Raw genomic sequence first — 24,576 nt, 5'->3', positions numbered from 1 at the left:
GGCTACCGTATGTACAACGATGCGAGTGGAGGCGAGTGGATGAGCGGCCCGTACGGACCGAACGGCCCAGGGGAGGGAAGCAACGATCCCACCCAGCACTGGGGGGGTCAGCAGGGGGCCGGTGGCGCCGGTCCCACGCAGCATTGGGGTGGTGCGGCCCAGCCGCCGCAGCAGCCACAGCAGGCGCAGCCCACCCAGCACTGGGGTGACCCGAACGCCCAGCAGCCCCAGCAGCAGTGGGGCCAGCAGCCGCAGCAGCCCGCGCCGCAGCAGCAGTGGGGTCAGCCGCAGCAGCCGCAGCAGCCGACCGGCCCGCAGCAGCAGTGGGGGCAGACCCAGCCGCCGCCGCAGGACTGGAACGCCCAGGCCGCCAACGCCCAGCAGCAGTGGGGGCAGCAGCCCCAGCAGCAGTGGGGTCAGCAGGGCGCGCCGCAGCAGCAGTGGGGTCAGCAGCCGGCGCCGTCCGGTGGCAAGAGCAAGGGCCTGCTGATCGGCCTGATCGTGGCCGGTGTCCTCGTGGTCGCCGCCGTCATCGGTCTGCTGCTGGTGCTGCTGTCCTCCGACGAGCTCGACAACGCGGCCGTCGAGGACGGTGTCGCGCGCGTGCTCAAGGAGTCCTACGACATCGCCGACGTCACCGATGTGTCGTGCCCGTCGGGTCAGGCCGTCGAGGTCGACGCGACCTTCACCTGCGACCTGAAGGTCAGCGGGGAGGCCAAGCAGGTCACCGTGAAGATCACCAAGGACGACGGTACCTACGAGGTCGGCCGCCCGAACTAGGCTGTCGCACCGCGCTTTCCGGGCCGTCCACGCACGCGTGGGCGGCCCGGTCCCGTTCAGAGCTCGAGCGCGGTGATCAGCCGGGCCACCGGGCTCTCGGCGTTGTAGGCGCCGGCCAGGGCCAGCAGCGCGTCACGGTCGACGGGTCCGGCGGGCAGGGTGTCGGGGCGCGACAGGATCACCTCCGCGTCGCGCACCACCTGGACCACCGGGGCGGCGACCTTCAGATAGTCCTGGGCGGCGACCAGTTTCGCGCGCACGCCCTTGGCCAGGTCCGAGCCGGGGTCGTCGACGGCGGTGAGCAGCGCGTCGAGGGAACCGAACTTCGAGATCAGCTGCGCGGCGGACTTGTCGCCGATCCCGCTCACCCCGGGCAGGCCGTCGGAGGCGTCGCCGCGCAGGGTGGCCATGTCGGCGTAGGCCGGGCCCGCGTTCTGTTCGGGCACACCGTATTTCGCCGACACCTCCGCGGGCCCGAACAGTTCGGCCTTGGCCAGGCCGCGGCCCGCGTAGAGCACGCGCACCGGCGGGGCCGGGTCGTCGCGTACCAGCTGGAGCAGATCGCGGTCACCGCTGACCACGATCACCGGATCGGTGCGCTCGCGGCTGGCCAGCGTGCCCAGCACGTCGTCGGCCTCGAGACCTTCGGCGCCGCCGGTCGCGATGCCCGCGGCCGCGAGGACCTCCAGGATCATCTCGACCTGCGGGGTGAGCGTGTCGGGCACTTCCTCGGCGCCGGGCGCCGCGGCTGCGCTGGTGTCGAGGCGGTGCGCCTTGTAGGAGGGCACCAGTTCCACCCGGAACGGCGGGCGCCAGTCCAGGTCCAGCCCGACGACGAGTCTGCCGGGCCGGTGCTTGGTGATCAGCGAGGCGACCATGTCGGTGAAGCCGCGCAGCGCGTTCACCGAGCGGCCGTCGGCGGCACGCAGTTTGTCGGGGATCGCGTAGTAGGCGCGGAACCAGAGGCTGGCGCCGTCGAGGATCAGCAGGGGTCCGCGGGAGGTCTCGTCAACGGTCACACCGGTGATTGTGCCCCGTCGACGGGCGCGGGTGCGGTCGCGACCCGGACCGGACCGCGTGGCACGATCCGGTCACCGATTCTGCGAGCGGTGCCCTCGCGCGGGTAACGTCGCGTCCTATGAGCGCGCACACGGAGGCAAGGTTCGCGGCGGAGGTCTACGGCAGGCGGCTGGAGCAGGCGGTCGAATCGATGCGCGCGGCGCATCTGGACGCCCTGCTCATCACGCCGGGCCCCGACCTGCAGTATCTGATCGGTTCCCGGGCCCAGTCCTTCGAACGGCTGACCTGCCTGGTCATCACCTCCGACGGGGCCACGCCGTCGGTGGTCATCCCGAAACTCGAACTGGCCTCGCTGGAGGGCTCCGCCGCCGGGGAACTGGGCCTGCGGGTGCTGGACTGGGTCGACGGTGTCGATCCGTATCAGCTGGTGCACTCGACCCTGCACGCCGGATCGCGCATCGCCGTGGCCGACGCCATGCCCGCGCTGCACCTGATCCCGCTCGCCGAGTCCACCACCGGGCTGCCCGCCTCGGCCACCCCGGTGCTGCGCCGGTCGCGGATGATCAAGGACGAGGCCGAGATCGAGGCCCTGCGCCGGGCGGGCGCCGCCATCGACCGGGTGCACGCGCGGATGGGCGAATTCCTGCGGCCCGGCCGCACCGAGGCCGAGGTCGCCGCCGACATCACCGCCGCGATCATCGAGGAGGGGCACACCGAGGCCGCCTTCGTCATCGTGGGCAGCGGCCCGCACGGCGCCGACCCGCACCACGAGGTCTCCGATCGCACGATCGAGAAAGACGATGTGGTCGTCATCGATATCGGCGGCCCCGTCGAGCCCGGCTACTACTCCGACTCGACGCGCACCTACGTGCTCGGCACCCCGGGCAAGCAGGTCGCCGACCAGGTGGCGCTGCTCGAGCAGGCCCAGGCGGCCGCGGTGGCCGCGGTCCGGCCGGGCGTGACCGCGGAATCCATCGACGCCGCCGCCCGCACCGTGCTCGCCGAAGCGGGCCTGGGTGACGCCTTCGTGCACCGCACCGGCCACGGCATCGGCCTGTCGGTGCACGAGGAGCCCTACATCGTCGCGGGCAACGACCTGGTGCTCGAGCCGGGCATGGCCTTCAGCATCGAACCGGGCATCTACTTCCGGGGCCGCTGGGGCGCGCGCATCGAGGACATCGTGGTCGTCACCGAGGACGGCGTGGAGCCGATGAACCAGCGCCCGCACGGCCTCACCGCACTGTGAACCGTTCGGCCGCGGCCTATTTCAGCGTGCTCGACGAGAGTACCCGGCGCACCTGGATCGCCACGACCACGCGCGTCGGGTTCTCCCGCGGCACCCGGTAGCGCGCGGTGTAGCGGCGCACGGCCTCGGCGACGTCCTCCGGGGCGTCCAGCACCGTCGCGGGCCCTTCCAGCGTCAGCCATCGCGCGCCCTCGACCTGGCTGACCGCCGCGTACCCGCCGCGCGCGGCATTGCGTGCCTTCACCGAGGCGCCGTCGGTGATGACCCGCGCGATCCCGCTCTCGGGGTCCCAGGTGAAGCCCACCGCCACCACGTGCGGAGTGCCGTCGGCGCGCAGGGTGGTCAGGGTGGCCAGGTGACGCTCGGTGACGAAGTCGAGCGCGGCGGGGGAGAGCTGGGCGGTGGTCGTCGGCATGGAACGACGGTAGTACCGGGTGATCGTGCGGCGCCGCGCGGGAGCACGCAACGCGCGGCGGGGCGTAGCGCGCCGGGCGGTCTCGGGATGACAGGTAGCGGACCCCGGCGCACCGGGTGACAGACTGGGCGCATGGGAAAGCAGACGGACGGTCCGGTCCTGATTCTGGGCGGGCGCAGTGAGATCGGTGTCGAGATCGCGCGCAGGCTCGCGCCCGGGCGCGTGGTGATCCTCGCGGCCCGCCGCGCCGACGCGCTGACCGAGGAGATCGAGCAGGTGCGCGCCGCGGGCGCGAGCGCCGTACACACCGTCGAATTCGACGCCGACGACACCGCCGCCCACGCCCCGCTGCTGGAGAAGATCGCCGCCGAGCACGACGGCATCGCCACCGCGGTCCTGGCCTTCGGCGTGCTGGGCGATCAGGCCCGCGCCGAACAGGACCCGGCCCACGCCGTCGCGGTCGTGCACACGGACTACGTCGCCCAGGTCAGCGTGCTCACCACCCTGGCGAACCTGCTGCGCGCCCAGGGCAGCGGGCAGATCGTGGTGTTCGGGTCGATCGCCGGGGTGCGTGTGCGCCGGGCGAACTACGTCTACGGATCGGCCAAGGCGGGCCTGGACGGCTTCGCCAGTGGTCTCGGTGACGCCCTGCACGGTACCGGTGTGCAGCTGCTGCTCGCCCGGCCCGGTTTCGTCATCGGCCGGATGACCACCGGTATGGACCCCGCGCCCCTGGCGAGCACCCCGGGTCAGGTCGCCGACGCGGTGGTGCGCGCGCTGGGCAAGGGCGCCACCCAGGTGGCCGTTCCCGGCAGCCTGGCCGTGGTGTTCTTCGTGATCAAGTGGGTGCCGCGGTTCCTCTGGCGCCGGGCGCCGCGGTGACCGAGCCCTGGACCGGCCACCCGATCGTGGTGACCGGGATCGGCGCCGACGGCTGGACCGGGCTGGGCGAACCGGCCAGGGCCGCGATCACCGGCTGTGAGGTCGTTGTCGGCTCACCGCGTCAATTGGGGTTGCTCCCGCCGGGCCCGGCCGAACGGGTGCCGTGGCCCTCGCCGCTGCTGCCCGCGCTGCCGGACCTGTTCGCCCGCCACCGCGACCGCCGGATCGGCGTGCTGGCCAGCGGCGATCCCATGTTCTACGGCATCGGGGTGACCCTGGCCCGCCACTTCGGCGCGGCTGCCCTGCGGGTCTTCCCGCAGCCGTCCTCGGCGTCGCTGGCCTGCGCCCGGCTCGGCTGGCCGCTGGCCGAGATCCCGGTGGTGAGCGTGGTTGCCCGTCCGTTGCCCACGGTCGTGCCCGAACTGGCCGACGGCCGTCGCGTGCTGGTGCTCAGCGAGGACGCCGACACCCCCGCCCGGCTCGCCGAGTTGCTGCGCGACAACGGGTTCGGCGGCTCGACACTGACCGTGCTCGACCAGCTCGGCGGCCCGGGCGAGGCCCTGCGCGCCGGTACCGCCGCCACCTGGGCCCATCCGCCGGGCGACCCGCTCAATATCGTCGCGGTCGAAACCGTCCTCGATCCGGGCCACCGCCGTGACACCCGCCTGCCCGGCCTGGCCGACGCCGCCTACACCGGCGACGGTCAGCTCACCAAAGCCGAGGTCCGCGCCCTGACCGTCACCGCCCTGGCCCCCGTGCCGGGGGAACTGCTCTGGGATGTCGGCGGCGGTTCCGGCAGTATCGCCATCGAATGGTGCCGGACGAATCCGCGCTGTCGCGCGATCACCTTCGAACAGCTCCCCGCGCGCCGCGAACAGATCACGCGCAATGCGCACGCGCTCGGTGTGCCGGGCATCATGGTGCGCGGCGAAGTGCGCTCGGAGATAGCCGACACCGATTTCCCGGCGCCGGACGCGATCTTTCTCGGCGGCGGGCTCACCCAGGACGGCCTGTTCACCCGGTGCTGGCAGCACCTGCGCCCCGGCGGCCGGCTGGTCGCCAACGCGGTCACCGCGGAATCGGAAGCGCTGCTGCTGGACTGGGCCGGCGTCCACGGCGGCGCGCTGCGCAAATTCCAGGTCTACCGTGGTGAACCGCTCGGCGGGTTCACCGCCTGGCGCCCGCACCTGCCGGTCGCCCAGTGGATTGTCACAAAAACCGCTGGTTGATCGCGCGGCGACGATCACGGGCAGATCACACGCAGATCACGGCGGGTCCGTTCGCGCAGGGTCTCGCGGCCGTGAAAGTTACGAACCGAAGGTGTGAGTTGCGTGCCTCGGGGGTAGGGTCGTGGCCGTTCCGGGGAAATCCTCCCGGTTCGATTTCCGTGATGGGGAGAGACATGAAGTATTCGAAGCTCGCCGCCCCCGCGTTGCTGGCCGTCGCCGCGACCGGCATCGCCGCCGCTCCCGTGGCCGCCGAACCCGCCGCCCCGGCCCCCGCCGTACAGGAGCAGGCCGCCCCCGCCGTGCAGGGCACCGACCGCGGCATCGGCTACCGCGCCGAGATCGTCGACGCGGGCGCCTCGATCGTGACCACCGTCACCGGTGGCACCTTCGCGCTGGCCGCCGACGCCACCGCCGTCACCCTGACCGACGCCGCGGGCGCGGTCGTCGCGACGGTGCCGCTGTCGGGCACCGTCGAGGGCGCGGCCACCGAGATCGCCGCCACCGTCGACGCCGACGGCACCCGGCTGACGCTGACCCCGAAGACGGTCGCCGCCAAGGACATCAGCTCGCAGCAGTGGTTCATGGCCGAACTGCAGCGCGCGTCCACCGGCGCCCTGGTCGGCGCGATCATCGGTGCGCTGCTCGGCGCGATCGGCGTCGTCACCATCATCCCGGGCGCCATCATCGGCGGCGTGATCGGTCTGCTCGTCGCCGGTGGCCCGTCGCTGGTCGACGCGGGCTCGGCCTACTTCGGCGGGCAGCCCTGAGGGTCCTGATCCTCGGCGGCACGGGCGAAGCCCGGGAGCTGGCCCGGATCGCGTCCGGCGAGCAGGGACTCGACATCGTGTCCTCGCTCGCCGGGCGGGTCGCCAACCCTCGGTTGCCCGTCGGTCCGGTCCGTGTGGGTGGGTTCGGTGGTGTCGAGGGCCTCCGAACCTGGCTGCGCGAGAACGCGATCGATGCCGTCGTGGACGCGACCCATCCCTTCGCCGCCCGGGTGAGCGCGCACGCGGCCACCGCCGCGCGTGAACTCGGCATCCCGGCCCTGCACCTGCGCAGGCCCGAATGGACCCGGCGCCCCGGCGATCTGTGGACGCGGGTGCCCGATCTGGCCGCCGCGGCCGCCGCGCTCACCGCCTACGACGCCAACGTGCTGCTGACCATCGGCCGCCAGGGCGTCGGCGCGTTCGCCGCCTGCGCCGGGCACCGGTTCGTCATCCGCTCCATCGACGCGCCCGAGGCACCGTTGCCCGCGCACTACGAATTGCTGCTGGCGCGTGGACCGTTCACCTTCGACGAGGAGCTGGTGCTGATGTCGCGGCACCGCATCGACGTACTGGTCACCAAGAACAGCGGCGGCGAGCAGACCGCGGCCAAGATCGACGCGGCCCGCACGGCCGGGCTGCCGGTGATCATGATCGACCGGCCCGCCCTGCCCGCGGGAGCGGTCGTGGTGGACGAGGTCGCCGAGGCGGTCGACTGGCTGCGCGTCACCGCCTCGCACGCGGTGTCCTGAGGTCAGTGCGGTTTCGTGCCGGCGAAGATCGTGGGCAGCCCGTCGAACCATTCCAGCACCGCGCGCTCGTAGGCGATGCCGAAGGCGAGGGTGGCGCGCTGGTTCGGGGCCAGCCCGGCGGGGTCCTCGTCGAGGTAGCGGTCCAGGCGATCCTGGTGGATGTCCTTGTTGGCGGCGATGATCCGGTCCCGGTGCGCCGGATCGAGATGTTCGCCGAACGACAGTGTGAGCAGCAGCGGCACCCGGATGGTCTCGGCGCCGGGGTCGCGGGCGATCCACTCGGCGAAGGCCTCGCGACCCACCTCGGTGATCCGGTACGGCGTGCGTTCGCGCGCGCCGCGTTCGCCCTTCGTCACCAGGCCCGCGGTGTCCATGCTGGACAGCTCGCGATACACCTGGCTCTGGGTGATGGTCCAGAAGTCGCCGATGCGTTGCTGGGCCTGGGTCGCCAGGTCCCAGCCCGACATCGGACCCTCGTGCAGAAAGCCCAGTAGCGAGGCCGCGGTGGAGTTCAGCGGGCGGCGTCGAGTCGCGGTGCCGGTCAACGGTCGTCTCCCTTCGAACTACATTCCTAAGTGGAACGTTACGCCTGGTACCTCCGGGAAGTGAACACCCGGGTGCCCTCGGGGGTGTCGAACGCGGTGGTCGTGGACGCACCGATGATCAGCAGGGTACGCATGTCGACCTCGTCGGGGTCGAGTTCGCCCAGGGTGAGCACCCGCACCGACTCCGTCGGCCCGCCCACGTCGCGGCCCAGCACCACCGGGGTCTCCGGCGCCCGATGCGCGAGCAGGATGTCGCGCATGGCGCCGACCTGCCACCGTCGCTGCGAGGATGCCGGGTTGTAGATCGCGATCGCCATGTCCGCCGCGGCCACCGCCGCGAGGCGCTGCGTGACGACGTCCCACGGCTTGAGCCGGTCCGACAGCGAGATCATCGCGTAGTCGTGGCCCAGCGGCGCGCCGACCCGGCTGGCGACCGCATTGGCCGCGGTGAGTCCGGGCAGCACCCGCACCGGCACATCCTTGAACTGCGGCTCGGCCGAGACCTCCAGCACCGCCGCGGCCATGGCGAACACCCCGGGATCGCCCGAGGACACCACCGCGACCCTGGCACCGCGCTTGGCCAGATCCAATGCCATGGCGGCGCGCTCGGATTCGACCTTGTTGTCGCTGGCGTGCCTGCGCTGACCGGGTCGCTCGGGGACGCGATCGATGTAGGTGGTGTAGCCGACCAGATCGGTGGCGGCGGCGAGCGCTTCGGTGACCTGCGGTGTGGTCCACGCGGTGTCGCCGGGGCCGAGCCCCACGACGACGACCTCGCCGACCCCGGCCCGCGCAGGCGCGGTATCGGGACGAGCGGTGGTCGGATCAGCCTGCGCGGGAGCAGCATCGGTGTGGTCGGACGACGTAGGCGCGGCGTCGGTGTGGGTGGGTGCCGTGGCGGACGATGTCGTCACGGCGCCGATGGAGTGCGCGTGTGGGGCCGACCGGGTGGCGATGGGTAGCGTCGGGGCCGGGCCCGGCACCACCGTGATCGCGAAGTACGGCACCTCGGACTCGTCCACCTCGGCCGCGGCGAGCACGCGTTCGCGCGTGCTGCTGGCGCGTTCCACGTAGTAGGCGTCGGCGAGCCGCCCGGAGTCCGAGAGTGCCTGGCGCACACCGGGAAAGGTGCGCCCGAGTTTCATGATCGCGGCCGCGTCGGTGTGGCGCAGGCGCTCGGTGAGCTCGTCGACGGGCATCGTGCCGGGCAGCACGGTGAGCACCTGCTCACCCTCCACCAGCGGCGTGCCCAGGGCGGCCGAGGCGGCGCTGACCGAGGTGATGCCGGGGACGATCTCGGCCTCGAACCGGTCGGCCAGGCGGCGGTGCATATGCATGTAGGAGCTGTAGAACAGCGGGTCACCGGCGGCCAGCAGCGCGACGCTGCGGCCCGCGGCCAGGTGGACGGCCAGGCGGGCGGCGGCCTGCTCGTAGAACTCGTCGATGGCGCCCTGGTAGCCGCCGGGGTGGTCGGTGGTCTCGGTGGTCACCGGGTAGACCAGGTGTTCCTCGAGCTGACCGGGCCGCAGATACGGCGCGGCGATGGCGCGGGAGATGCTGCGGCCGTGGCGCGCGGAGTGGAAGGCGACCACGTCGGCTTCGCCGATGACGCGGGCGGCCTTGACCGTCACCAGTTCCGGGTCGCCGGGACCCAGGCCGATACCCCAGAGTTTGCCGGTGCTGATCTCGCTCATTCCTGTTCGCTCGCGATCGCGTTGAGTGCCGAGGCGGTGATGGCGCTGCCCCCGCGCCTGCCGCGCACGGTCAGGAACTCCACCCCGCCGAAGTCGATGAGCGCCTGCTTGGATTCGGCGGCGCCGATGAAACCGACCGGGATGCCGATGATCGCCGCCGGTTTCGGCGCGCCGTCGTCGAGCATGTCGAGCAGGTGGAACAGCGCGGTGGGGGCGTTGCCGATGGCCACGACGGCCCCGTCGAGCCGGTCGCGCAGCAGGTCGAGCGCGGCCACCGAGCGGGTGTTGCCCAGCTTCGCGGCGCGCTCGGGGACACGCGGGTCGGCGAGATTGCACAGCACCGGGTTGTCGGCGGGCAGCCGCTTGCGGGTGACGCCGGAGGCCACCATGTTCGCGTCGCACAGGATCGGCTTGCCCGCGCGCAAGGCGGCGCGGGCGGCGGCGACCACACCGGGGGAGTAGGCGATGTCGCAGGCCAGGTCGACCTGCCCGCAGCCGTGGATCATCCGGACCACCACGCGTTCGACGTCGGCGGGGAACCCGGCGAGATCGGCTTCGGCGCGGATCGTCGCGAACGAGCGCCGATAGATCTCGGCCCCGTCGGTGAGGTAGCTGGCACGCACGTCGGACATGCCGACAACCCTAGAACCTGGGTGGGACGCGCCGGATCTCAGGTGCGCGGCCGCTCCAGGATGCGCGACATCACCAGCGAACTGCGGGTGCGCCCGACCCGCGCGTTCTCCCTGATCCGTTCGACGGTCACCTCGATCTCGGCCATGTCGGTGGCCATCACGTGCACCAGCGCGTCGGCCTCGCCCGCGATGGTCCACACCCCGACGACCTGCGGGATCGGTTCCAGGGTGCGGCGCAGTTCGGCCGGGGAGATGTTGTCGCGGTAGTACACCTCGACGTAGGCCTCGGTGGTCCAGCCCAGCGCCGCCGGGTTGACCTGGGCGGTGAATCCGGTGATCTGCCCGCTGGCCACCATCTTGTCCACGCGCCGTTTCACCGCGGGCGCGGACAGCCCGACGACCGCGCCGATCTCCTGGAAGGAGGCCCTGGCATGGGTGAGCAGCCGGGCCAGGATGCGTCGATCGATGTCGTCCACGGCACTCCTCGCGGGTCGGGCGCAATATTTCCCCATTTTCGCATCGATATCCGCAACGAATCGGTGTTCCTGGCGCAACGAGACGACATTTATCGTCGAAGTCATCGATCCGCGCAGCCACCGGGAGCCCTGATGACCGCCGCAGCCCCTCTCCGCCGACCGGTAGCCGCGCGGGTGGCCACGCCCCGCCGCTACGTCATGTGCCGTCCCGACCACTTCGCTGTCACCTACGCGATCAATCCGTGGATGAACCCGGCCGAACCGGTGGACCGGCCGCGGGCGCTGGCGCAGTGGGAGATCCTGCGCGCGGTGCTCGAGGAACACGGGCACAGCGTGGAGACGGTGCCCGGCGAGCCGGGGCTGCCCGACATGGTGTTCGCCGCCAACAGCGGCATCGTCATCGGCGGGCACGCGCTCTCGGCCCGCTTCGCCCATCCCGAGCGCGCCGCGGAAGGGCCCGCGTTCCACCGCTGGTTCGCCGCCAGGGAACTGCGCGAGCTGGCCGCCGCGATCGAAACCAACGAGGGCGAGGGCGATTTCACGTTCGCGGGCACCCGCATCCTGGCCGGGTCCGGGTTCCGCTGCTCGGTGGCCGCGCACACCGAGGTCGAGCGGTTCTTCGGCGTACCGGTGGTCTCGCTGGAATTGGTCGATCCGCGCTTCTACCACCTCGACACCGCGCTGATGGTCCTCGACGACACCACCATCGCCTACTACCCGGCCGCGTTCTCCCCGGCGTCGCGTCAGGTGCTGGCCACGCTGTATCCGGACGCGATCCGCGCGGCGGAGGCCGACGCGTTGTCGTTCGGCCTCAACGGGGTCAGCGACGGGCACCACGTCTTCCTCGACCCCGGCGCGACCGGCCTCGCCGCCGCCCTGCGCGACCGCGGCTACGCCCCGGTCCCGGTGGACATGTCCGAATTGCGCAAGGGCGGCGGCGGGGTGAAGTGCTGCGTGCTCGAACTGCACAGCCGCCGCGACACGACCGCGAGCTAGCCGGGACCCGCCGCCGCCCGGCCACATACTGGGCGGGTGGCACACCCGGAGCCGACCACCGCCGAGCGGCGCGCGAGCTGGACCGAGCTGTTCTTCGACCTGGTCGCCGTCGCGGGCATCGGCCAGCTCACCCACCTGCTGCACCGCGGCCCGTCCTGGGGTGAGTTCGGGCTGTATGTGCTGCTCTACCTGGCGTTCTGGGTGGTGTGGGCGTGCGTCACCGTCTACAGCAATGTGGCCGGTGACCAGGCGCGCACCGCGCTGGTGTTCGGCTGCATGTTCGGCCTCGGCGTGATGATGGCCGCCGTCGCGGGCGTGCCCGACGAGCACGCGAACGCCTTCGCGGCGATGTATGTCGTGGTACGGATCGCGTCGTCGTCGGCGTGGGGGCGCGGGCAGCTCGTCGTCGACTGGCCGATCGCGCAGATGGGGCCGGGCATCCTGCCGTGGATCGTGTCGCTGTGGGTGCCCGCGCCGTGGAAATTCGTGCTGTGGGGTGTCGGCCTGGCGATCGATCTGTGGATCATGTTCGCCGTCGACGCCGAGTCCTACCTGACCGAGGCCCAGCGCCGGATGACCGCGCGGCTGCGTCGCGATCGGCGGGGCCGCGATCGGCGGGGCCGGGCGGCGCGCGGACCCGCGACGCGGCTCACGGCCCTGCGCGCCGATCCGGCGCACCTGGGCGAGCGGCTCGGGCAGTACCTGATCATCGTGCTCGGCGAGGGCGTCATCTCGGTGATCGCGGCGGTCTCGGCGGAGGAGTGGACCGTCGCGGTCGGCGTGATCGGGGCCGGTGCCTTCCTGAGCCTGATCGCGCTGTGGGCGCTGACCCTGAACTACGGATTCGTGCCGCGGATGATGTCGGCGGCGCCCTCGACGACCGACCTGTCCCGGCACCGGGTGATGGCCGACCACTGCGCGCTCAGCGGTGCGGTGGCCACCGTCGCGGCCGGGCTCGGGCTCGTCGCCGCGCACCCCTCCGGGCATCTGCCCGCCGGGGTGGGCTGGGTGCTCGGCGGCGGCGCGGCCGCGTTCTTCCTGGTGTGCGGGATGGGTGGGGTGCCCAGTGCCGGGGCGCGCTGGCTGTTGCGCTGGCCCCTGCCGTGCCTGGTGCTCGCCCTCGTCCTGGGCTGGGCGGCACCGCATCTGGGCGCGGTGTGGCTGGTGCTCGGGGTGATGGTGCTGCTCGGCGCGGCGGTGCTGTCGGAGGTCGTGCGTGTTCGGGGAACCGGGGAGCGCACGGCGGCCCCGTAGGCGTCCGCGTGCGCCGGTCGATGCCGGCGCACGCGGAGCGGCTCACTCGAACTCGGTGCCGCCGTCGCGCAGCAGGTACGCGTCGGAGACGATCTTGCCGATGGCGCGCCCACCCAGCTCCGGCGCGTGCCGCTCGGTGGCCGGGCGCACGACCAGACCCTCCCGGATATTGGCACCGTCACCGCTGACGGTCTCGGTGCCCTCCGCCAGTTTCAGCAGCAGTTCGGCGTCGTAGGGCCCCTCGTAGAGGACCGGAACGCGGGCGACCGCCAGGTCGAGATCGTCGAGCAGCGTGCCGATCTCGTGATGGTCGAGCCAGCGCACCGGCCCGCCGTCGCGGTCCACGGCGATATCGAACAGCCCGAAGCCCAGCGACTCGTCGTGCGCGGCCGAGGCACCGTAGTGCAGGTCCTGCACCCCGGCGCCGTACACCTCACCGAAGAACCCGACCCGGTCGGCACCGAGCGCGTCGGCGACCGCGCGGGCGGCGGCGTCGAGCCGGTGCGCGCGCACGGCCCGCCAGTACAGGTTGCCGTCGGTGGCGGTCAGCGACAGCGACCGGCCACCGACACCCTTGGACGACACCAGGATCCGGTCCCCGTCGCGGACATGGGTGAGCAGGCAGGCCGTGCCGTGGATCTTCTCGGTGGCCACCACCGGCTCCCCGGCGGCGAAGATGCCGGGAAAGCGTTTGATGTTCTCGACGTCCACCCAGCGCAGCAGATCGGGCGCGGACTCGACCTGTCCCGACATCGAGACCGGTACCGGCGGTACCCATTTCACGACGCCGAGCCGCTCCGCGAAATCGGTGCGCTCGGTCGCCGCCGCGGCCAGGTCCACCCCGGCCAGCGCGGCGGGCGTGCAGACGATGCCCTGCGAGACCTCCCCGCGCAGCCGCACCGCCTTGACCCGGTCCTTGCGCGAGCCCGCGAGCTTTCCGGTGAGCCCGAGTTCGGCGATCAGCGCCTCGGGCAGCACCGACTGTTCCGGGATGTAGACCGCGTGATCGCCGGTCGTGAACTGCCCCTTGGCGACCACGGCCCGGTACAGGCCGACCTGGGCGAGCTCGAGCCGGTCGGCGTTCGGATGCGGATGGACGGTGAGCCGTTCGGCGGTGACTTGCAGTGTGGACATGGGTACCCCCTCGTTGCGAGGAAGCCAGCATAGGAATCCACGGTGTTTCACGTCGACCGGATTTCGGTGCGGGTGTGCTTGTCGCGCAGTCGATATCGCGGGGTCGGTGTCGTGGAGGAGGGCTCCTGGGCCCGCGCCGCCGGTTTCCGGGCAGGTCAGGCGGTTGTCGGGTCCACCCGCTCCAGTCGGTAGTGGTCACCGTCGGTGGCGATCACATCGGTGACCGGCCCCGTCGGCCTGCCGCAGCGGCGCTCACAGCCGGACCAGTGCTGGCGGCCCGCCACGGTGACCTCCGTGGCCGGGACCAGCAGGTCCACCGGAGTGACCGCGTCGTCCGCGCGCACCCGGCCCGCGTCCACGGCCGCGGTCAGATCCGCGCGGACATCGGTGTGCGACTTGGCGCAGCCGGGCCTGCCCGCGCAGGCGCTGGCCTGCAACCACGGCGAACTCGCGTCGAAGATCAACCCCATCGGCGCCAGCACCCGCACCACGGTCTCGGCCGGTCCCTCCGCGAGATCGGTGAGGACCACGCTGCGCCACGGCGTGATGTACAGCGGATGTTCCACGGCGGCCAGGAATTCGGCGGTGCGCGCCGAGAGCGTGCCCAGCGGGACACCGGCGCCGAGGGTGACCAGGCCGTCGTCCTGGTCGAGCCAGCCGATCGGGATGGCGTGTGCCGCACCGAGTTCCAGGGGTTCACCGGCGGGGGAGAGGTCGAGCACCTCGGTGACCTTCTCGACGCCGCCGGGGATCTCGTGCAGGCGCCACTGCCCGGATTCGCCGCTGCCGCGCAGGTCGAGGAAGCCGCGGGCCGCGTCGAGCATCACCTCGACGGCCGCGTTCGCGTCCACCCGCACGCCGGTGTCGGTGCCCGCGAGCAGCAGCGCGAACCGGTCGGCGGCGACCGCCTGGACGCCGATGTCGCCACGCAGCGTGCTCACGTCGCCGCGGCCGTCGTCGAGGGTGAACAGCACCCGGCCCGGCAGCTCGGCCAGCCGCGGGTCACCCAGCAGGCCGGTGTCGAGGTCGGCGGCGAGCCCGTGCACCTCGGCGAACCCACCCACCCGGCCCGACAGCGGCGAGGCGACGATATTGCGCACCCGCTCGTGGGTGGCGCTGGGCAGCAGCCCGGCGGCGTCGAGCCGTGACGCGAGCTCGCCGGGGTCGCGGACCTGGCGCAGCTGGATGTTGCCGCGCGAGGTGAGTTCGAGATTGCCGTTCCCGAGATCGCGGGCGGCATCGGCCAGCGTCTGCACCTGCTCCGGCGTCAGCCGGCCGCCGGGCACCCGGATGCGCGCGAGCGGCCCGTCGGCGGCCTGATGCAGGCGCAGCACGCCGGGGCACGAGTCGGGAGTACTCCTGGTCATGATCCGTCCAGCCTACGACCCGGCCGATTGGGGGAGACGCGAGCGGGTAGGTCCCGGGTAGGCCGGTCCGCGTGGCCGGTTCACCTAAGGTGGACAGCGGTCCGTCGCCCGGGTTGATCACTCCAGGAGAGGTCGTCGCATGCTGCGTGAGTTCGTGGACAAGCGGGTCGTGCCCGCGCTCGACCGGGTCGCCCACGCGCAGGCACCGGTGGTGGGCCGGTATGTCGACTGGCTGGCGAAACGGCATCCCGACGACGCGCCGGTGGATCTGCTGCAGCGGCTCTCCCGGCAGTACCTGGTGGTGGTGACGGCCAGCGGTGTCACCGTGGGGCTCACCGCCGCCGTGCCGGGGGTCGGCACGCTGTTGAGCCTGGCCGCCACCGGCGTGGACACGGCCGTGTTCCTGGAGGCGTCGTCGGTGCTGTCGGTCGGCGCGGCCGCGGCCTATCAGCTCGACCCCGACGACCCGCGCCAGGCGCAGCTGGTCTCGAAGGTGGTCCTGGGCGAGGCGGGGACCAAGCTGCTCGACGAGACCGCGGGCCACAAGACCGGGCAGTGGCTCGGTGTGGTCACCGATCACATCCCCGGCCTGGCGAGCATGCCCGATTCGCCCGCCAAGCGGTTCATCGTGAACTACCTGGTCAAACGCACGCTGCTGCTGTTCGGCACGATCATCCCGGCCGGGATCGGCGCGGTCATCGGCGGCGTCGGCAACAACGCGCTCGGTCAGATGGTGGTGGCCAACGTCTACCGCAACCTCGGGACGGGCTCGCCGGAGATGGTCGGGCGCGGTACCACCACGGACTCCGGCGTTTGACCTTCGAGTCGCTCGAACCCCGATGATCAGCCGGTGCCCGAATCCGAGCTGATCACCATCGGCGCCTTCGCCCGCCTGTGCGGCCTGAGCGCCAGTGCCCTGCGCTTCTACGCCGATGCCGGGGTCCTCGTCCCCGCCGTCGTCGACGAGGCCACCGGCTACCGCTACTACGCTCCCGACCAGACCGGCACCGCGCGCCTGATCCGCCGCCTCCGTGCCCTGGACATGCCGCTACCCGCCGTCGCCGCCGTCGTCACCGAGCCCGACGCCGACCGCGCCACCGCTCTCGTCGCCGCCCACCTCACCGCCCTCGACGACCACCTGGCCTCCTTGCGCACCGCGGCCGACGCCGCCCGCGCGTCCCTGGACCGCAGTGCGTTCGTCACGCCGACGCCCCCCGCCGACGCCCCCGGCGCGGTGCGGTCGCCGGGTTCACAGATCGGGACGAGCCGGTCGGTCGAGGCCGCGAGTGGAACAGCACCCGGTCGTGCGAAACCCCGCGACACGGCGTCGGCCGAGCCGGATGCCGTCCGCGTGCGTGGGCCCGTGCTCGCCGCCGCGCTCGACCAGGTCGCCACCGCCACCGTCGTGGACCCACGGCACCCGGTGCTCGACAGCGTCCATATCGAAGCGGGCCCGGCGGAACTGGTCCTCACCGCCACCGACCGCTACCGTCTGGCGACCCGCGGCGTGCGCGTCGACAAGGCCCCCACCGCGCCCTGGGCGATCACCGTCGACGCCGCGGACCTGCGGGACACGGTGTCCTGGCTGCGCCGCCGGCCCACCGTCGTCCTGCGCCCCGACGCCGCCGGTCTGCTCTGCACCACGGGCGACGCACCTGTCACGGCCGACACCGGCGGACCGGAACACGGCGGCGCAGGGGATCGGAACATCGCGCGGGCGAACCGGATCGGTCCCGAATCCGAGCGCCGGTGCCGGTCCTCGGCCGAGGAATTCCCCGACTACCGGGCGATGCTGGCGGCGCTACCCCCGGTCCGGGTGCGCGTGGTGGTGCGGCGATCCGCGCTGCTGGGCGTGCTCGAATCGGTACAGGCCGCCACGGTGACGCTCGAAGCGATCCCGGGCAACCTCCGGCTCACCGACGGGGAGTTCGCCCACACCCTCACCGCCACCGTCACCGGCCCGACCATGACCATCCACTTCGCCGTGACCACCCTCTATCCGGCGGTGGCGGGCGCGGTCGGCCCCGACCTCATGCTCGACCTCATCGCCCCCGACCAGCCGGTCCGCGTCCGCTCCGCCGACGACGGCACCCTGCTCACCCTGGCGATGCCCCGCCGCCCCGAATCCGCCGACCCGGCAACCCACTAGCCGACGTCGCACAGTCCTGCCGAAAGGAACTCCATGACCACCCCCACCACCGACCCCGTGATGACCCGGATCACCGCCGCGGTGACCGAATCCCGTTCGGGCGACACCGATTCCGCCCGCGCCACCCTGGTCGCCCTGTGGTCCGAGATCGGCGCGGCGGGCGACCCCCTGCACCGCTGCACCCTCGCCCACTACCTCGCCGACCTCCACGACCATCCGGCCGAGGCCCTCGCCTGGGACATCCGCGCCCTCGACGCCGCCGACACCCTGACCGACGCCCGGCTCACCGAACACCACGCGGGTCTGCGGGTCGCGGGGTTCTACCCGTCGCTGCACCTCAACCTGGCCGACAACTTCCGCCGCCTCGGTGCCTTCCCCGCCGCCGGCCACCATCTCGACGCCGCGCGCGCCCACGTCGACGTCCTCGCCGACGACGACTACGCGACGATGATCCGCCGGGCCCTGGACGAGGTCGCCGCCGCCGTGGCCGCCGGGGACACCGCCGCACGCCCCACCCCCTGATCGGTCGTCCGGGGACCGGACGCGGGCTGGAAAGTTGTGGCGGCGGTGGGGCCGTTACCATCGTCATGCTCGGCGGGCGTCGAGGAAACCGGTGGAAATCCGGTGCGGTCGCGCCACTGTGAACAGCCAGACCCTCTCCGGCGAGCACACGACAACCACCCCGTTGGGCGCGTCACCCGAGGAAGGTCTCACCCTGTGATCCTGCTGCTGTCCACCTCCGACACCGACCTGCTGAGCGCGCGCGCGAGCGGCGCCGAGTACCGGTGGGGCAACCCCGCCCGGCTGCTCGTGGCGGACCTGCCGGAGCTGCTCGACGGCGCCGACCTGGTGATCGTGCGCATCCTCGGCGGCAAACGCGCCTGGGAGGAGGGTCTGGACGCGATCCGGGCCAGCGGGGTGCCGATGGTGGCCCTCGGCGGCGAGATCGCCCCCGACGCCGAACTGATGGAATGCTCCACCGTGCCGGTGGGCGTGGCCGCGGACGCGCACAACTACCTCGCCGCCGGTGGCGCGGAGAACCTGCGTCAGCTGCACCACTTCCTGTCCGACACGGTGCTGCTCACCGGCCACGGCTTCGAACCGCCGGTGCAGCTGCCCAGCTGGGGCGAGCTCGAGCGCTCGGCCCGCATCCTGGAACCGCACGCCCCGACCGTCGCGGTGGTCTACTACCGCGCCCAGCACCTGGCGGGCAACACCGGCTACATCGACGCGCTGTGCACGGCCATCGAGGCCAAGGGCGCCCGCGCGCTGCCGGTCTACTGCGCCTCGCTGCGCACCGCCGAACCGGAACTGCTCGAACTGCTCGGCCGCGCCGACGCGCTGGTGGTCACCGTGCTCGCCGCGGGCGGCAGCAAGCCCGCCACCGCCTCGGCCGGTGGCGACGACGAAGCCTGGGACGTGGCCGCGCTGGCCGCCCTGGACGTGCCGATCCTGCAGGGCCTGTGCCTGACCAGCGGCCGCGCCCAGTGGGAGGACAACGACGACGGCCTCTCGCCCCTCGACGTGGCCACCCAGGTGGCGGTGCCGGAGTTCGACGGCCGCATCATCACGGTCCCGTTCTCGTTCAAGGAATTCGACGCCGACGGCCTGTCCACCTACGTGCCCGACGCCGAACGCGCGGCCCGGGTGGCCGGTATCGCGGTGCGCCACGCGCGCCTGCGCCACATCCCGGCCGCCGACAAGCGGATCGCGATCATGCTCTCCGCGTACCCGACCAAGCACGCCCGCATCGGCAACGCCGTCGGCCTCGACACCCCCGCCTCGGCCATCCGCCTGCTCACCGAACTGCGCGCCGCGGGCTACGACCTCGGCGAACCCGGCGAGATCCCCGGCCTGGAGCAGGCCGACGGTGACGCGCTCATCCACGCCCTGATCGCCGCGGGCGGCCAGGACCCCGACTGGCTCTCGGCCGAACAGCTCGAGGGCAACCCGATCCGCATCGGCGCCGCCACCTACACCCGCTGGTTCGACTCGCTGCCCGAGGATCTGCGTGAGGCCGTGGTCGAAGCCTGGGGCCCGCCGCCCGGCGAACTCTACGTCGACCGCTCGGCCGACAAGGACGGCGAGATCGTCATCGCCGCCCTGCGTTTCGGCAATGTGGTGCTCATGGTGCAGCCGCCCCGCGGCTTCGGCGAGAACCCGGTCGCCATCTACCACGACCCCGACCTGCCGCCCAGCCACCACTACCTGGCCGCCTACCGCTGGCTGTCCGCGCCCGACGGTTTCGCCGCCGACGCGATGGTCCACCTCGGCAAGCACGGCAACCTGGAATGGCTGCCCGGCAAGACCCTGGGCATGTCCGCCTCCTGCGGCACCGACGCCGCCCTGGGCGACCTGCCGCTGATCTACCCGTTCCTGGTCAACGACCCGGGCGAGGGCACCCAGGCCAAGCGCCGCGCCCACGCCACCCTGGTCGACCACCTGATCCCGCCGATGGCGCGCGCCGAGAGCTACGGCGACATCTCCCGCCTCGAGCAACTGCTCGACGAGCACGCCAACATCTCCGCCCTGGACCCGGCCAAACTGCCCGCCATCCGCCAGCAGATCTGGACGCTCATGCGCGCGGCCAAGATGGACCACGACCTCGGCCTGGCCGAACGCCCCGAAGAGGACGTCTTCGACGACATGCTGCTGCACGTCGACGGCTGGCTCTGCGAGATCAAGGACGTGCAGATCCGCGACGGCCTGCACATCCTGGGCCAGGCCCCCGAGGCCGAGATGGAACTCGACCTGGTGCTGGCCATGCTGCGCGCCCGTCAGCTGTGGGGCGGCGAGCAGAACGTGCCCGGTCTGCGGGAAGCTCTCGGCCTCAGCGAAGCCGGTGACGAGGCCCGCGAGCGGGTCGACGTGGTGGAGGCCCGCGCCCGCGAACTCCTCGCCGCCCTCCAGGCCACCGACTGGTCGGCCGACGCCGTCGACACCCTCGTCGGCGACTACGCCACCGCGATCCTGGCCGGAGCCGACGCCACGGCGGCCGACGACACCACCCGCCTCGACGCGGTGAAGACGGTCCTGCGTTTCGCCGCCACCGAAGTCGTGCCCCGCCTGCGCGAGACCAGCGTCGAGATCGCCCGCGTCCTGCACGCCCTCGACGGCGGCTTCATTCCCGCGGGTCCCAGCGGTTCGCCCCTGCGCGGCCTGATCAATGTGCTGCCGACCGGCCGCAACTTCTACTCCGTCGACCCCAAGGCCGTCCCCTCGCGGCTGGCCTGGGAGACCGGTCAGGCCATGGCCGAATCGCTGCTGGCCCGCTATCGCAGCGACCACGGCGAGTACCCGAAGTCGGTCGGGCTGTCGGTGTGGGGCACCTCGGCCATGCGCACCTCCGGCGACGACATCGCCGAAGTGCTCGCCCTGCTGGGTGTGCGCCCGATCTGGGACGAGGCCAGCCGCCGCGTCACCTCCCTCGAGATCATCTCCCTCGAGGAACTCGGTCGTCCCCGCATCGACGTCACCGTGCGCATCTCCGGCTTCTTCCGCGACGCCTTCCCGCACGTGCTGGCCCTGCTCGACGACGCCGTCCGCCTCGTCGCCGACCTCGACGAGCCCGCCGAGTCGAATTACGTGCGCGCGCACTCCCAGTCGGATCTGGCCGAGCACGGCGACACCCGCCGCGCCACCACCCGCATCTTCGGCTCCAAGCCGGGCACCTACGGCGCGGGCCTGCTCCAGCTCATCGACTCCAAGAGCTGGCGCACCGACGACGACCTCGCGCAGGTCTACACCACCTGGGGCGGCTACGCCTACGGTCGCGACCTCGACGGTGCCCCCGCCGCCGACGACATGCGCACCGCCTACCGGCGGATCGCGGTGGCCGCCAAGAACACCGACACCCGCGAACACGACATCGCCGACTCCGACGACTACTTCCAGTACCACGGCGGCATGGTCGCCACCGTGCGCGCGCTCACCGGCAAGAACCCCGAGGCCTACATCGGCGACTCCACCCGCCCGGATGCCGTGCGCACCCGCACACTCTCGGAGGAGACCGCCCGCGTCTTCCGCGCCCGCGTGGTGAACCCGCGCTGGCTCGAGGCCATGCGCCGTCACGGCTACAAGGGCGCCTTCGAGATGGCCGCCACCGTCGATTACCTGTTCGGCTACGACGCCACCACCAATGTGGTCGCCGACTGGATGTACGAGAAGCTCACCGAGAGCTACGTCTTCGACGAGGTCAACCGCAAGTTCATGGAGCAGTCGAATCCGTGGGCGCTGCACGGCATCGCCGAGCGGCTGCTCGAGGCCGCCGAGCGCAAGCTCTGGGAACACCCCGAACAGGAGACCCTGGACCGGCTGCGCCAGATCTACCTGGAGACCGAGGGCGAACTCGAGTAGTTGCCGCCGGACTGTAATGCGTTCTAGTCTGAGGCGTATTACGGCGTAAGAAAGGGTGGCGATGAGTAGCTCTCCGGCGTACTTCACGCACACGGACGGAGTCTTCCGGCCGACTCCGTTCTCGATGAGCCTGTGGGCACCGAGCACCCTGTCCGGTCCGCCGGTCTGTGGGCTGATGGCGCGCGAGGTCGAAGGGCGGTACTGCACCGACGGCTTCGTCCCCGCGCGCCTGACCGTCGACCTGCACCGGCCGGTGCCCGCGGTGCCGCTCACCGTCGCCAGCGAGGTCATCCGCGACGGGAAGCGGGTGCGCGCGGTCTCGCTCGAGCTGCGCGCCGAGGACGCGGTGGTGGCGCGGGGCAGCGCGCTGCTGCTCAAGCGCTCCACCCAGCCGCCGGGGGAGGTGTGGCGGCCCGAACGTGATCGTCCGCTGCCCCCGCCCAGCGCACTCGCGATGATCGACGAGGCCATGCACCTGTTCGGCAGCGACGGGCACGCCGAGGGCTGGTCACCGAAGATGACCGAGCATCAGAACGACACCCGCAAACGCAAATGGGTGCGCAACATCCCGGTGGTCGACGGCGAGCCGGCCTCGCCGTTCTGCTTCGCCGCCATGACCGGCGAGCAGACCAGCCTGGTCACCAACTGGGGCACCGAGGGCATCGGCTTCATCAACACCGATGTCTCGATCACGTTCTCGCGCATGCCGATCGGGGTCGACATGGGGATCGAGGCGGAGAGCCACCTCAGCGACGAGGGGATCGCCGCGGGCGCGGCGGTGCTCTACGACGAGCAGGGTGCCTTCGGTATCTGCACCACCACCGCGCTGGCCAACGAGCGCCGCCAGATCCGCGGCGCGGTGATCGACGAACTGGCCGACACGATCCTGGCCGCCGGGCAGCCGGTCACACCGGATCGAGGCCGCTGAAAGCCAGCCCCACCGTGGTCGCGCACAGCACGGTGCCGACCGCGGTGGTGGCGAGCAGGTAGCCCAGCGCCAGCAGCCGGGCAGGCGGTAGCAGTGCCAGCACCACCGCCGGGATCAGCAGCACCGCCAGGGTGGCCGCCCAGCTGAGCCAGAACGCGGTCGCGATCGGCTCGAGCTCGGCGAAGGCGACCGGGCGCGGCACCGGGACCTGCCAGGCGTCCTGCACCGCGAATGTCGCCGGGACCAGCACGAACACCGCCACGAACACACCGAGCCCGACACCCCAGCCCGCCCGCCACCGCACCTGCTCCACCCGCGTCACCTTCCCGTCCCACACCGGCCCTGCCGCTGCCATGCTGCCTCGAGTGGGCCCACCGCGCGCAGATCCACCCGTCCGGTGGCGATTCCCGGCGCTGCTCAGGCGACGGTGACCAGGAGTTCGTCGGCGAGCGTCTCCACCTTCACCACGCCCTCGTCCAGATACAGCGTCGCCGCCCGGGGCCTGCCGTCGGCGAGCGCGACCACCGACACCGCCTCCACCCGGGCACCGGCGAGCCCGGCATAGGGTTGCTCGCCGGTGACATCGAAGGCGGTGTACTTGCCCGAGGCGGCCACGTACTCGATATTGACCGGATCGACCAGCGGCTCGAACGGATCGCGCCACCGCGCCGCCCGGATCCGCAGCTCCTCGCCGTCGTGTCCGGCGTCGAGCAGCAGCGTCGACCCGTCGTGGAAGGTGAACTCGATCGGCCCCTCGGTGCGGTCGACGTCCGTGCCGAGGACATAGAACATCCGGCGCACGGCGACGATCGTCGCGTCGACGGCGGCCGTGAGCGCGTCGCGGCCGTGTTCGTCGTTGTCGGACATGGGTTTTCCCCTGACAGTCGATCACCGGGCGGATGAGTCATCATGTCGCCGCAGCTCACCGGCACGCAACTCCGCCCCGGCGTGTTCGCCGTCGGCACCGCGCGCTCGTAGAGTGGATCCATGGCGGACTCCCCTCCGGACGGCACCGCGGTGCGTCGCGCGGCCGGGTTGCTGGCCGGGCGCGGGGTCGTGGTGGTCACCGGCGCCGGGCTGTCCACCGACAGCGGCATCCCCGACTATCGCGGCCCGCAGTCCCCGCCGCGCACCCCGATGACCTATCAGCAGTTCGTCGGCGACGCCGCCTTCCGGCAGCGGTACTGGGCCCGCAACCACCTGGGCTGGCGCCGGATGGACGCCGCCCGCCCCAATCCCGGGCACCGCGCGCTGGCCCGCCTCGAACGCGCCGGGATCGTCGCGGGCGTCATCACCCAGAACGTCGACCTGCTGCACACCAAGGCGGGCACCCGGCGGGTGATCGACCTGCACGGCACCTACGCCGGAGTGTGCTGCCTGCGCTGCGGAGCCAGGATCTCCCGGCTCGGCCTCGCCGACCGCCTGGAAGCGGCCAATCCCGGCTTCGCCGAGGACGTCTCGGCGACCGGCATCGAGGTCGCGCCCGACGCCGACGCGGTGGTCGCCGACACCGGCCGCTTCCGCATGCTCGACTGCGCGGCCTGCGGCGGCATGCTCAAACCCGACATCGTGTACTTCGGCGAGAACGTGCCCGCCGCCAGGGCCGCCGCCGCGCTCGCGCTCGTCGACAGCGCGCGGGCGCTGCTGGTGGCGGGCTCGTCGCTGACGGTGCTGTCGGGCCTGCGGTTCGTGCGCCGCGCGGCGAACAACGGTGTGCCGGTGGTGATCGTGAACCGCGGCGACACCCGCGGCGACGACCTGGCCACCCTGCGGATCGAGGCGGGTTGCTCGGAGACCCTGTGCGCGTTGGCCGACCACCTGACCGCGCCGGGGCAGCCCGAACGCGGCGTCGGTGAAGGGTGCGGTCCGCTCGGCGGAATCGGGCGATCCGGGGTGAAATCGGCGGTCACTTGATCCCTCCCTGTCGCGGCCGGACGCGGCGTGGGTAAGCTCGGCG

Annotated in this window: 24 protein-coding genes and 1 riboswitch; of the genes, 14 read left to right on the top strand and 10 right to left on the bottom strand. The window is 72.2% G+C overall.

The features are described 5' to 3' along the window. The first annotated feature begins 39 nt into the window (after positions 1-39). Entirely contained in the window at positions 40-780 is a 741-nt protein-coding gene (locus ACFC06_RS05605) for a DUF4333 domain-containing protein (RefSeq protein ID WP_375928206.1), read from the top strand. Positions 781-836: 56 nt separating this feature from the next. Here the strand turns inward: ACFC06_RS05605 and ACFC06_RS05600 are convergent, their stop codons facing one another. Beyond that, on the bottom strand, positions 837-1,799 hold the full coding sequence (locus ACFC06_RS05600) for a 5'-3' exonuclease H3TH domain-containing protein (protein ID WP_375928204.1): 963 nt from the start codon (positions 1,797-1,799) through the stop codon (positions 837-839). Positions 1,800-1,918: 119 nt separating this feature from the next. Between ACFC06_RS05600 and ACFC06_RS05595 the strand changes: the two genes are divergently transcribed. Next, on the top strand, positions 1,919-3,046 hold the full coding sequence (locus ACFC06_RS05595) for a M24 family metallopeptidase (protein ID WP_375928202.1): 1,128 nt from the start codon (positions 1,919-1,921) through the stop codon (positions 3,044-3,046). 16 nt (positions 3,047-3,062) lie between these two features. On the opposite strand, the gene ACFC06_RS05590 is transcribed toward ACFC06_RS05595, so the two are convergent. After that, positions 3,063-3,461, bottom strand: coding sequence for a PPOX class F420-dependent oxidoreductase (locus ACFC06_RS05590; protein WP_375928201.1), 399 nt, complete (start codon positions 3,459-3,461; stop codon positions 3,063-3,065). 132 nt (positions 3,462-3,593) lie between these two features. Between ACFC06_RS05590 and ACFC06_RS05585 the strand changes: the two genes are divergently transcribed. From ACFC06_RS05585 to ACFC06_RS05570, 4 genes are all read left to right on the top strand, one after another. Continuing rightward, the gene (locus tag ACFC06_RS05585; RefSeq protein WP_375928199.1) at positions 3,594-4,343 is read left to right on the top strand and encodes an SDR family NAD(P)-dependent oxidoreductase; all 750 of its coding nucleotides are present in this window, start codon (positions 3,594-3,596) and stop codon (positions 4,341-4,343) included. After that, positions 4,322-5,572, top strand: coding sequence for a precorrin-6y C5,15-methyltransferase (decarboxylating) subunit CbiE (cbiE, locus tag ACFC06_RS05580; RefSeq protein ID WP_375935222.1), 1,251 nt, complete (start codon positions 4,322-4,324; stop codon positions 5,570-5,572). Before ACFC06_RS05585 ends, cbiE begins: the two co-directional genes overlap by 22 nt. A 173-nt stretch (positions 5,573-5,745) precedes the next feature. Continuing rightward, positions 5,746-6,339: a hypothetical protein gene (locus ACFC06_RS05575; RefSeq protein ID WP_375928197.1), complete on the top strand. Its 594-nt coding sequence runs from the start codon at positions 5,746-5,748 to the stop codon at positions 6,337-6,339. Continuing rightward, complete coding sequence (locus ACFC06_RS05570) at positions 6,336-7,088, top strand: cobalt-precorrin-6A reductase (RefSeq protein ID WP_375935219.1); 753 nt, start codon at positions 6,336-6,338, stop codon at positions 7,086-7,088. The genes ACFC06_RS05575 and ACFC06_RS05570 overlap by 4 nt, the downstream gene beginning before the upstream one ends. Before the next feature lie 2 nt (positions 7,089-7,090). Here the strand turns inward: ACFC06_RS05570 and ACFC06_RS05565 are convergent, their stop codons facing one another. Genes ACFC06_RS05565 through ACFC06_RS05550 form a run of 4 tightly spaced genes read right to left on the bottom strand, consistent with a single transcriptional unit; the run spans position 7,091 to position 10,435 of the window. Continuing rightward, positions 7,091-7,633, bottom strand: coding sequence for a PadR family transcriptional regulator (locus ACFC06_RS05565; protein WP_375928195.1), 543 nt, complete (start codon positions 7,631-7,633; stop codon positions 7,091-7,093). Positions 7,634-7,671: 38 nt separating this feature from the next. Then, entirely contained in the window at positions 7,672-9,327 is a 1,656-nt protein-coding gene (cobJ, locus tag ACFC06_RS05560) for a precorrin-3B C(17)-methyltransferase (protein ID WP_375928193.1), read from the bottom strand. Continuing rightward, positions 9,324-9,959, bottom strand: a complete 636-nt coding sequence (locus tag ACFC06_RS05555) for a precorrin-8X methylmutase (RefSeq protein WP_375928191.1) — start codon at positions 9,957-9,959, stop codon at positions 9,324-9,326. Before ACFC06_RS05555 ends, cobJ begins: the two co-directional genes overlap by 4 nt. A 38-nt stretch (positions 9,960-9,997) precedes the next feature. Further along, on the bottom strand, positions 9,998-10,435 hold the full coding sequence (locus tag ACFC06_RS05550) for an Lrp/AsnC family transcriptional regulator (RefSeq protein ID WP_375928189.1): 438 nt from the start codon (positions 10,433-10,435) through the stop codon (positions 9,998-10,000). Positions 10,436-10,567: 132 nt separating this feature from the next. Here ACFC06_RS05550 and ddaH point away from each other — a divergent pair, with 132 nt between their 5' ends. Next, a complete protein-coding gene (ddaH, locus tag ACFC06_RS05545; protein ID WP_375928187.1) occupies positions 10,568-11,431 on the top strand; it encodes a dimethylargininase in 864 nt (287 codons plus the stop codon). 36 nt (positions 11,432-11,467) lie between these two features. After that, a complete protein-coding gene (locus tag ACFC06_RS05540; protein WP_375928185.1) occupies positions 11,468-12,685 on the top strand; it encodes a low temperature requirement protein A in 1,218 nt (405 codons plus the stop codon). Positions 12,686-12,727: 42 nt separating this feature from the next. Here the strand turns inward: ACFC06_RS05540 and ACFC06_RS05535 are convergent, their stop codons facing one another. Together ACFC06_RS05535 and cobG are read right to left on the bottom strand one after the other, a co-directional pair. After that, positions 12,728-13,819, bottom strand: coding sequence for an RNA ligase (ATP) (locus ACFC06_RS05535; protein ID WP_375928183.1), 1,092 nt, complete (start codon positions 13,817-13,819; stop codon positions 12,728-12,730). A 155-nt stretch (positions 13,820-13,974) separates the two neighbouring features. Next, complete coding sequence (cobG, locus tag ACFC06_RS05530) at positions 13,975-15,186, bottom strand: precorrin-3B synthase (RefSeq protein ID WP_375928181.1); 1,212 nt, start codon at positions 15,184-15,186, stop codon at positions 13,975-13,977. A gap of 139 nt (positions 15,187-15,325) precedes the next feature. Between cobG and ACFC06_RS05525 the strand changes: the two genes are divergently transcribed. The 5 genes from ACFC06_RS05525 to ACFC06_RS05505 all read left to right on the top strand — a co-directional run bounded on the left by ACFC06_RS05525 (position 15,326) and on the right by ACFC06_RS05505 (position 22,619). Next, positions 15,326-16,003: a hypothetical protein gene (locus ACFC06_RS05525; RefSeq protein WP_375928179.1), complete on the top strand. Its 678-nt coding sequence runs from the start codon at positions 15,326-15,328 to the stop codon at positions 16,001-16,003. A gap of 33 nt (positions 16,004-16,036) precedes the next feature. Next, positions 16,037-17,335: a MerR family transcriptional regulator gene (locus ACFC06_RS05520; RefSeq protein ID WP_375928177.1), complete on the top strand. Its 1,299-nt coding sequence runs from the start codon at positions 16,037-16,039 to the stop codon at positions 17,333-17,335. 33 nt (positions 17,336-17,368) lie between these two features. Next, entirely contained in the window at positions 17,369-17,857 is a 489-nt protein-coding gene (locus tag ACFC06_RS05515; protein ID WP_375928175.1) for a hypothetical protein, read from the top strand. Between the two features lie 29 nt (positions 17,858-17,886). Beyond that, positions 17,887-18,014, top strand: a riboswitch (cobalamin riboswitch). Between the two features lie 38 nt (positions 18,015-18,052). Beyond that, on the top strand, positions 18,053-21,691 hold the full coding sequence (cobN, locus tag ACFC06_RS05510; protein ID WP_375928173.1) for a cobaltochelatase subunit CobN: 3,639 nt from the start codon (positions 18,053-18,055) through the stop codon (positions 21,689-21,691). 61 nt (positions 21,692-21,752) lie between these two features. After that, positions 21,753-22,619: an acyl-CoA thioesterase domain-containing protein gene (locus tag ACFC06_RS05505; protein WP_375928171.1), complete on the top strand. Its 867-nt coding sequence runs from the start codon at positions 21,753-21,755 to the stop codon at positions 22,617-22,619. Here the strand turns inward: ACFC06_RS05505 and ACFC06_RS05500 are convergent. Together ACFC06_RS05500 and ACFC06_RS05495 are read right to left on the bottom strand one after the other, a co-directional pair. Further along, a complete protein-coding gene (locus tag ACFC06_RS05500; RefSeq protein WP_375928169.1) occupies positions 22,597-22,974 on the bottom strand; it encodes a hypothetical protein in 378 nt (125 codons plus the stop codon). The genes ACFC06_RS05505 and ACFC06_RS05500 overlap by 23 nt on opposite strands. A 62-nt stretch (positions 22,975-23,036) precedes the next feature. Further along, a complete protein-coding gene (locus ACFC06_RS05495) occupies positions 23,037-23,486 on the bottom strand; it encodes a hypothetical protein (protein ID WP_375928168.1) in 450 nt (149 codons plus the stop codon). Between the two features lie 120 nt (positions 23,487-23,606). On the opposite strand from ACFC06_RS05495, the gene ACFC06_RS05490 reads away from it, so the two are divergent. Then, the gene (locus ACFC06_RS05490; RefSeq protein ID WP_375928166.1) at positions 23,607-24,533 is read left to right on the top strand and encodes a Sir2 family NAD-dependent protein deacetylase; all 927 of its coding nucleotides are present in this window, start codon (positions 23,607-23,609) and stop codon (positions 24,531-24,533) included. Positions 24,534-24,576 lie beyond the last annotated feature (43 nt).

This window comes from Nocardia sp. NPDC056064, from assembly GCF_042266925.1.
Taxonomy (GTDB): Bacteria; Actinomycetota; Actinomycetes; order Mycobacteriales; family Mycobacteriaceae; genus Nocardia.
This window is presented reverse-complemented; position numbering and strand designations above follow the sequence as displayed.

Bases quoted from the DNA above. Each gene is read 5' to 3' on its own strand.
- cobG (WP_375928181.1), bottom strand. From the start codon at position 15,186: ATGACCAGGAGTACTCCCGACTCGTGCCCCGGCGTGCTGCGCCTGCAT.
- ACFC06_RS05575 (WP_375928197.1), top strand. From the start codon at position 5,746: ATGAAGTATTCGAAGCTCGCCGCCCCCGCGTTGCTGGCCGTCGCCGCG.
- ACFC06_RS05505 (WP_375928171.1), top strand. From the start codon at position 21,753: ATGAGTAGCTCTCCGGCGTACTTCACGCACACGGACGGAGTCTTCCGG.
- ACFC06_RS05605 (WP_375928206.1), top strand. From the start codon at position 40: ATGAGCGGCCCGTACGGACCGAACGGCCCAGGGGAGGGAAGCAACGAT.
- ACFC06_RS05555 (WP_375928191.1), bottom strand. From the start codon at position 9,959: ATGTCCGACGTGCGTGCCAGCTACCTCACCGACGGGGCCGAGATCTAT.
- ACFC06_RS05590 (WP_375928201.1), bottom strand. From the start codon at position 3,461: ATGCCGACGACCACCGCCCAGCTCTCCCCCGCCGCGCTCGACTTCGTC.
- ddaH (WP_375928187.1), top strand. From the start codon at position 10,568: ATGACCGCCGCAGCCCCTCTCCGCCGACCGGTAGCCGCGCGGGTGGCC.
- ACFC06_RS05495 (WP_375928168.1), bottom strand. From the start codon at position 23,486: ATGTCCGACAACGACGAACACGGCCGCGACGCGCTCACGGCCGCCGTC.
- ACFC06_RS05525 (WP_375928179.1), top strand. From the start codon at position 15,326: ATGCTGCGTGAGTTCGTGGACAAGCGGGTCGTGCCCGCGCTCGACCGG.
- cobJ (WP_375928193.1), bottom strand. From the start codon at position 9,327: ATGAGCGAGATCAGCACCGGCAAACTCTGGGGTATCGGCCTGGGTCCC.
- ACFC06_RS05585 (WP_375928199.1), top strand. From the start codon at position 3,594: ATGGGAAAGCAGACGGACGGTCCGGTCCTGATTCTGGGCGGGCGCAGT.
- ACFC06_RS05490 (WP_375928166.1), top strand. From the start codon at position 23,607: ATGGCGGACTCCCCTCCGGACGGCACCGCGGTGCGTCGCGCGGCCGGG.
- ACFC06_RS05515 (WP_375928175.1), top strand. From the start codon at position 17,369: ATGACCACCCCCACCACCGACCCCGTGATGACCCGGATCACCGCCGCG.
- ACFC06_RS05500 (WP_375928169.1), bottom strand. From the start codon at position 22,974: ATGGCAGCGGCAGGGCCGGTGTGGGACGGGAAGGTGACGCGGGTGGAG.
- ACFC06_RS05595 (WP_375928202.1), top strand. From the start codon at position 1,919: ATGAGCGCGCACACGGAGGCAAGGTTCGCGGCGGAGGTCTACGGCAGG.
- ACFC06_RS05535 (WP_375928183.1), bottom strand. From the start codon at position 13,819: ATGTCCACACTGCAAGTCACCGCCGAACGGCTCACCGTCCATCCGCAT.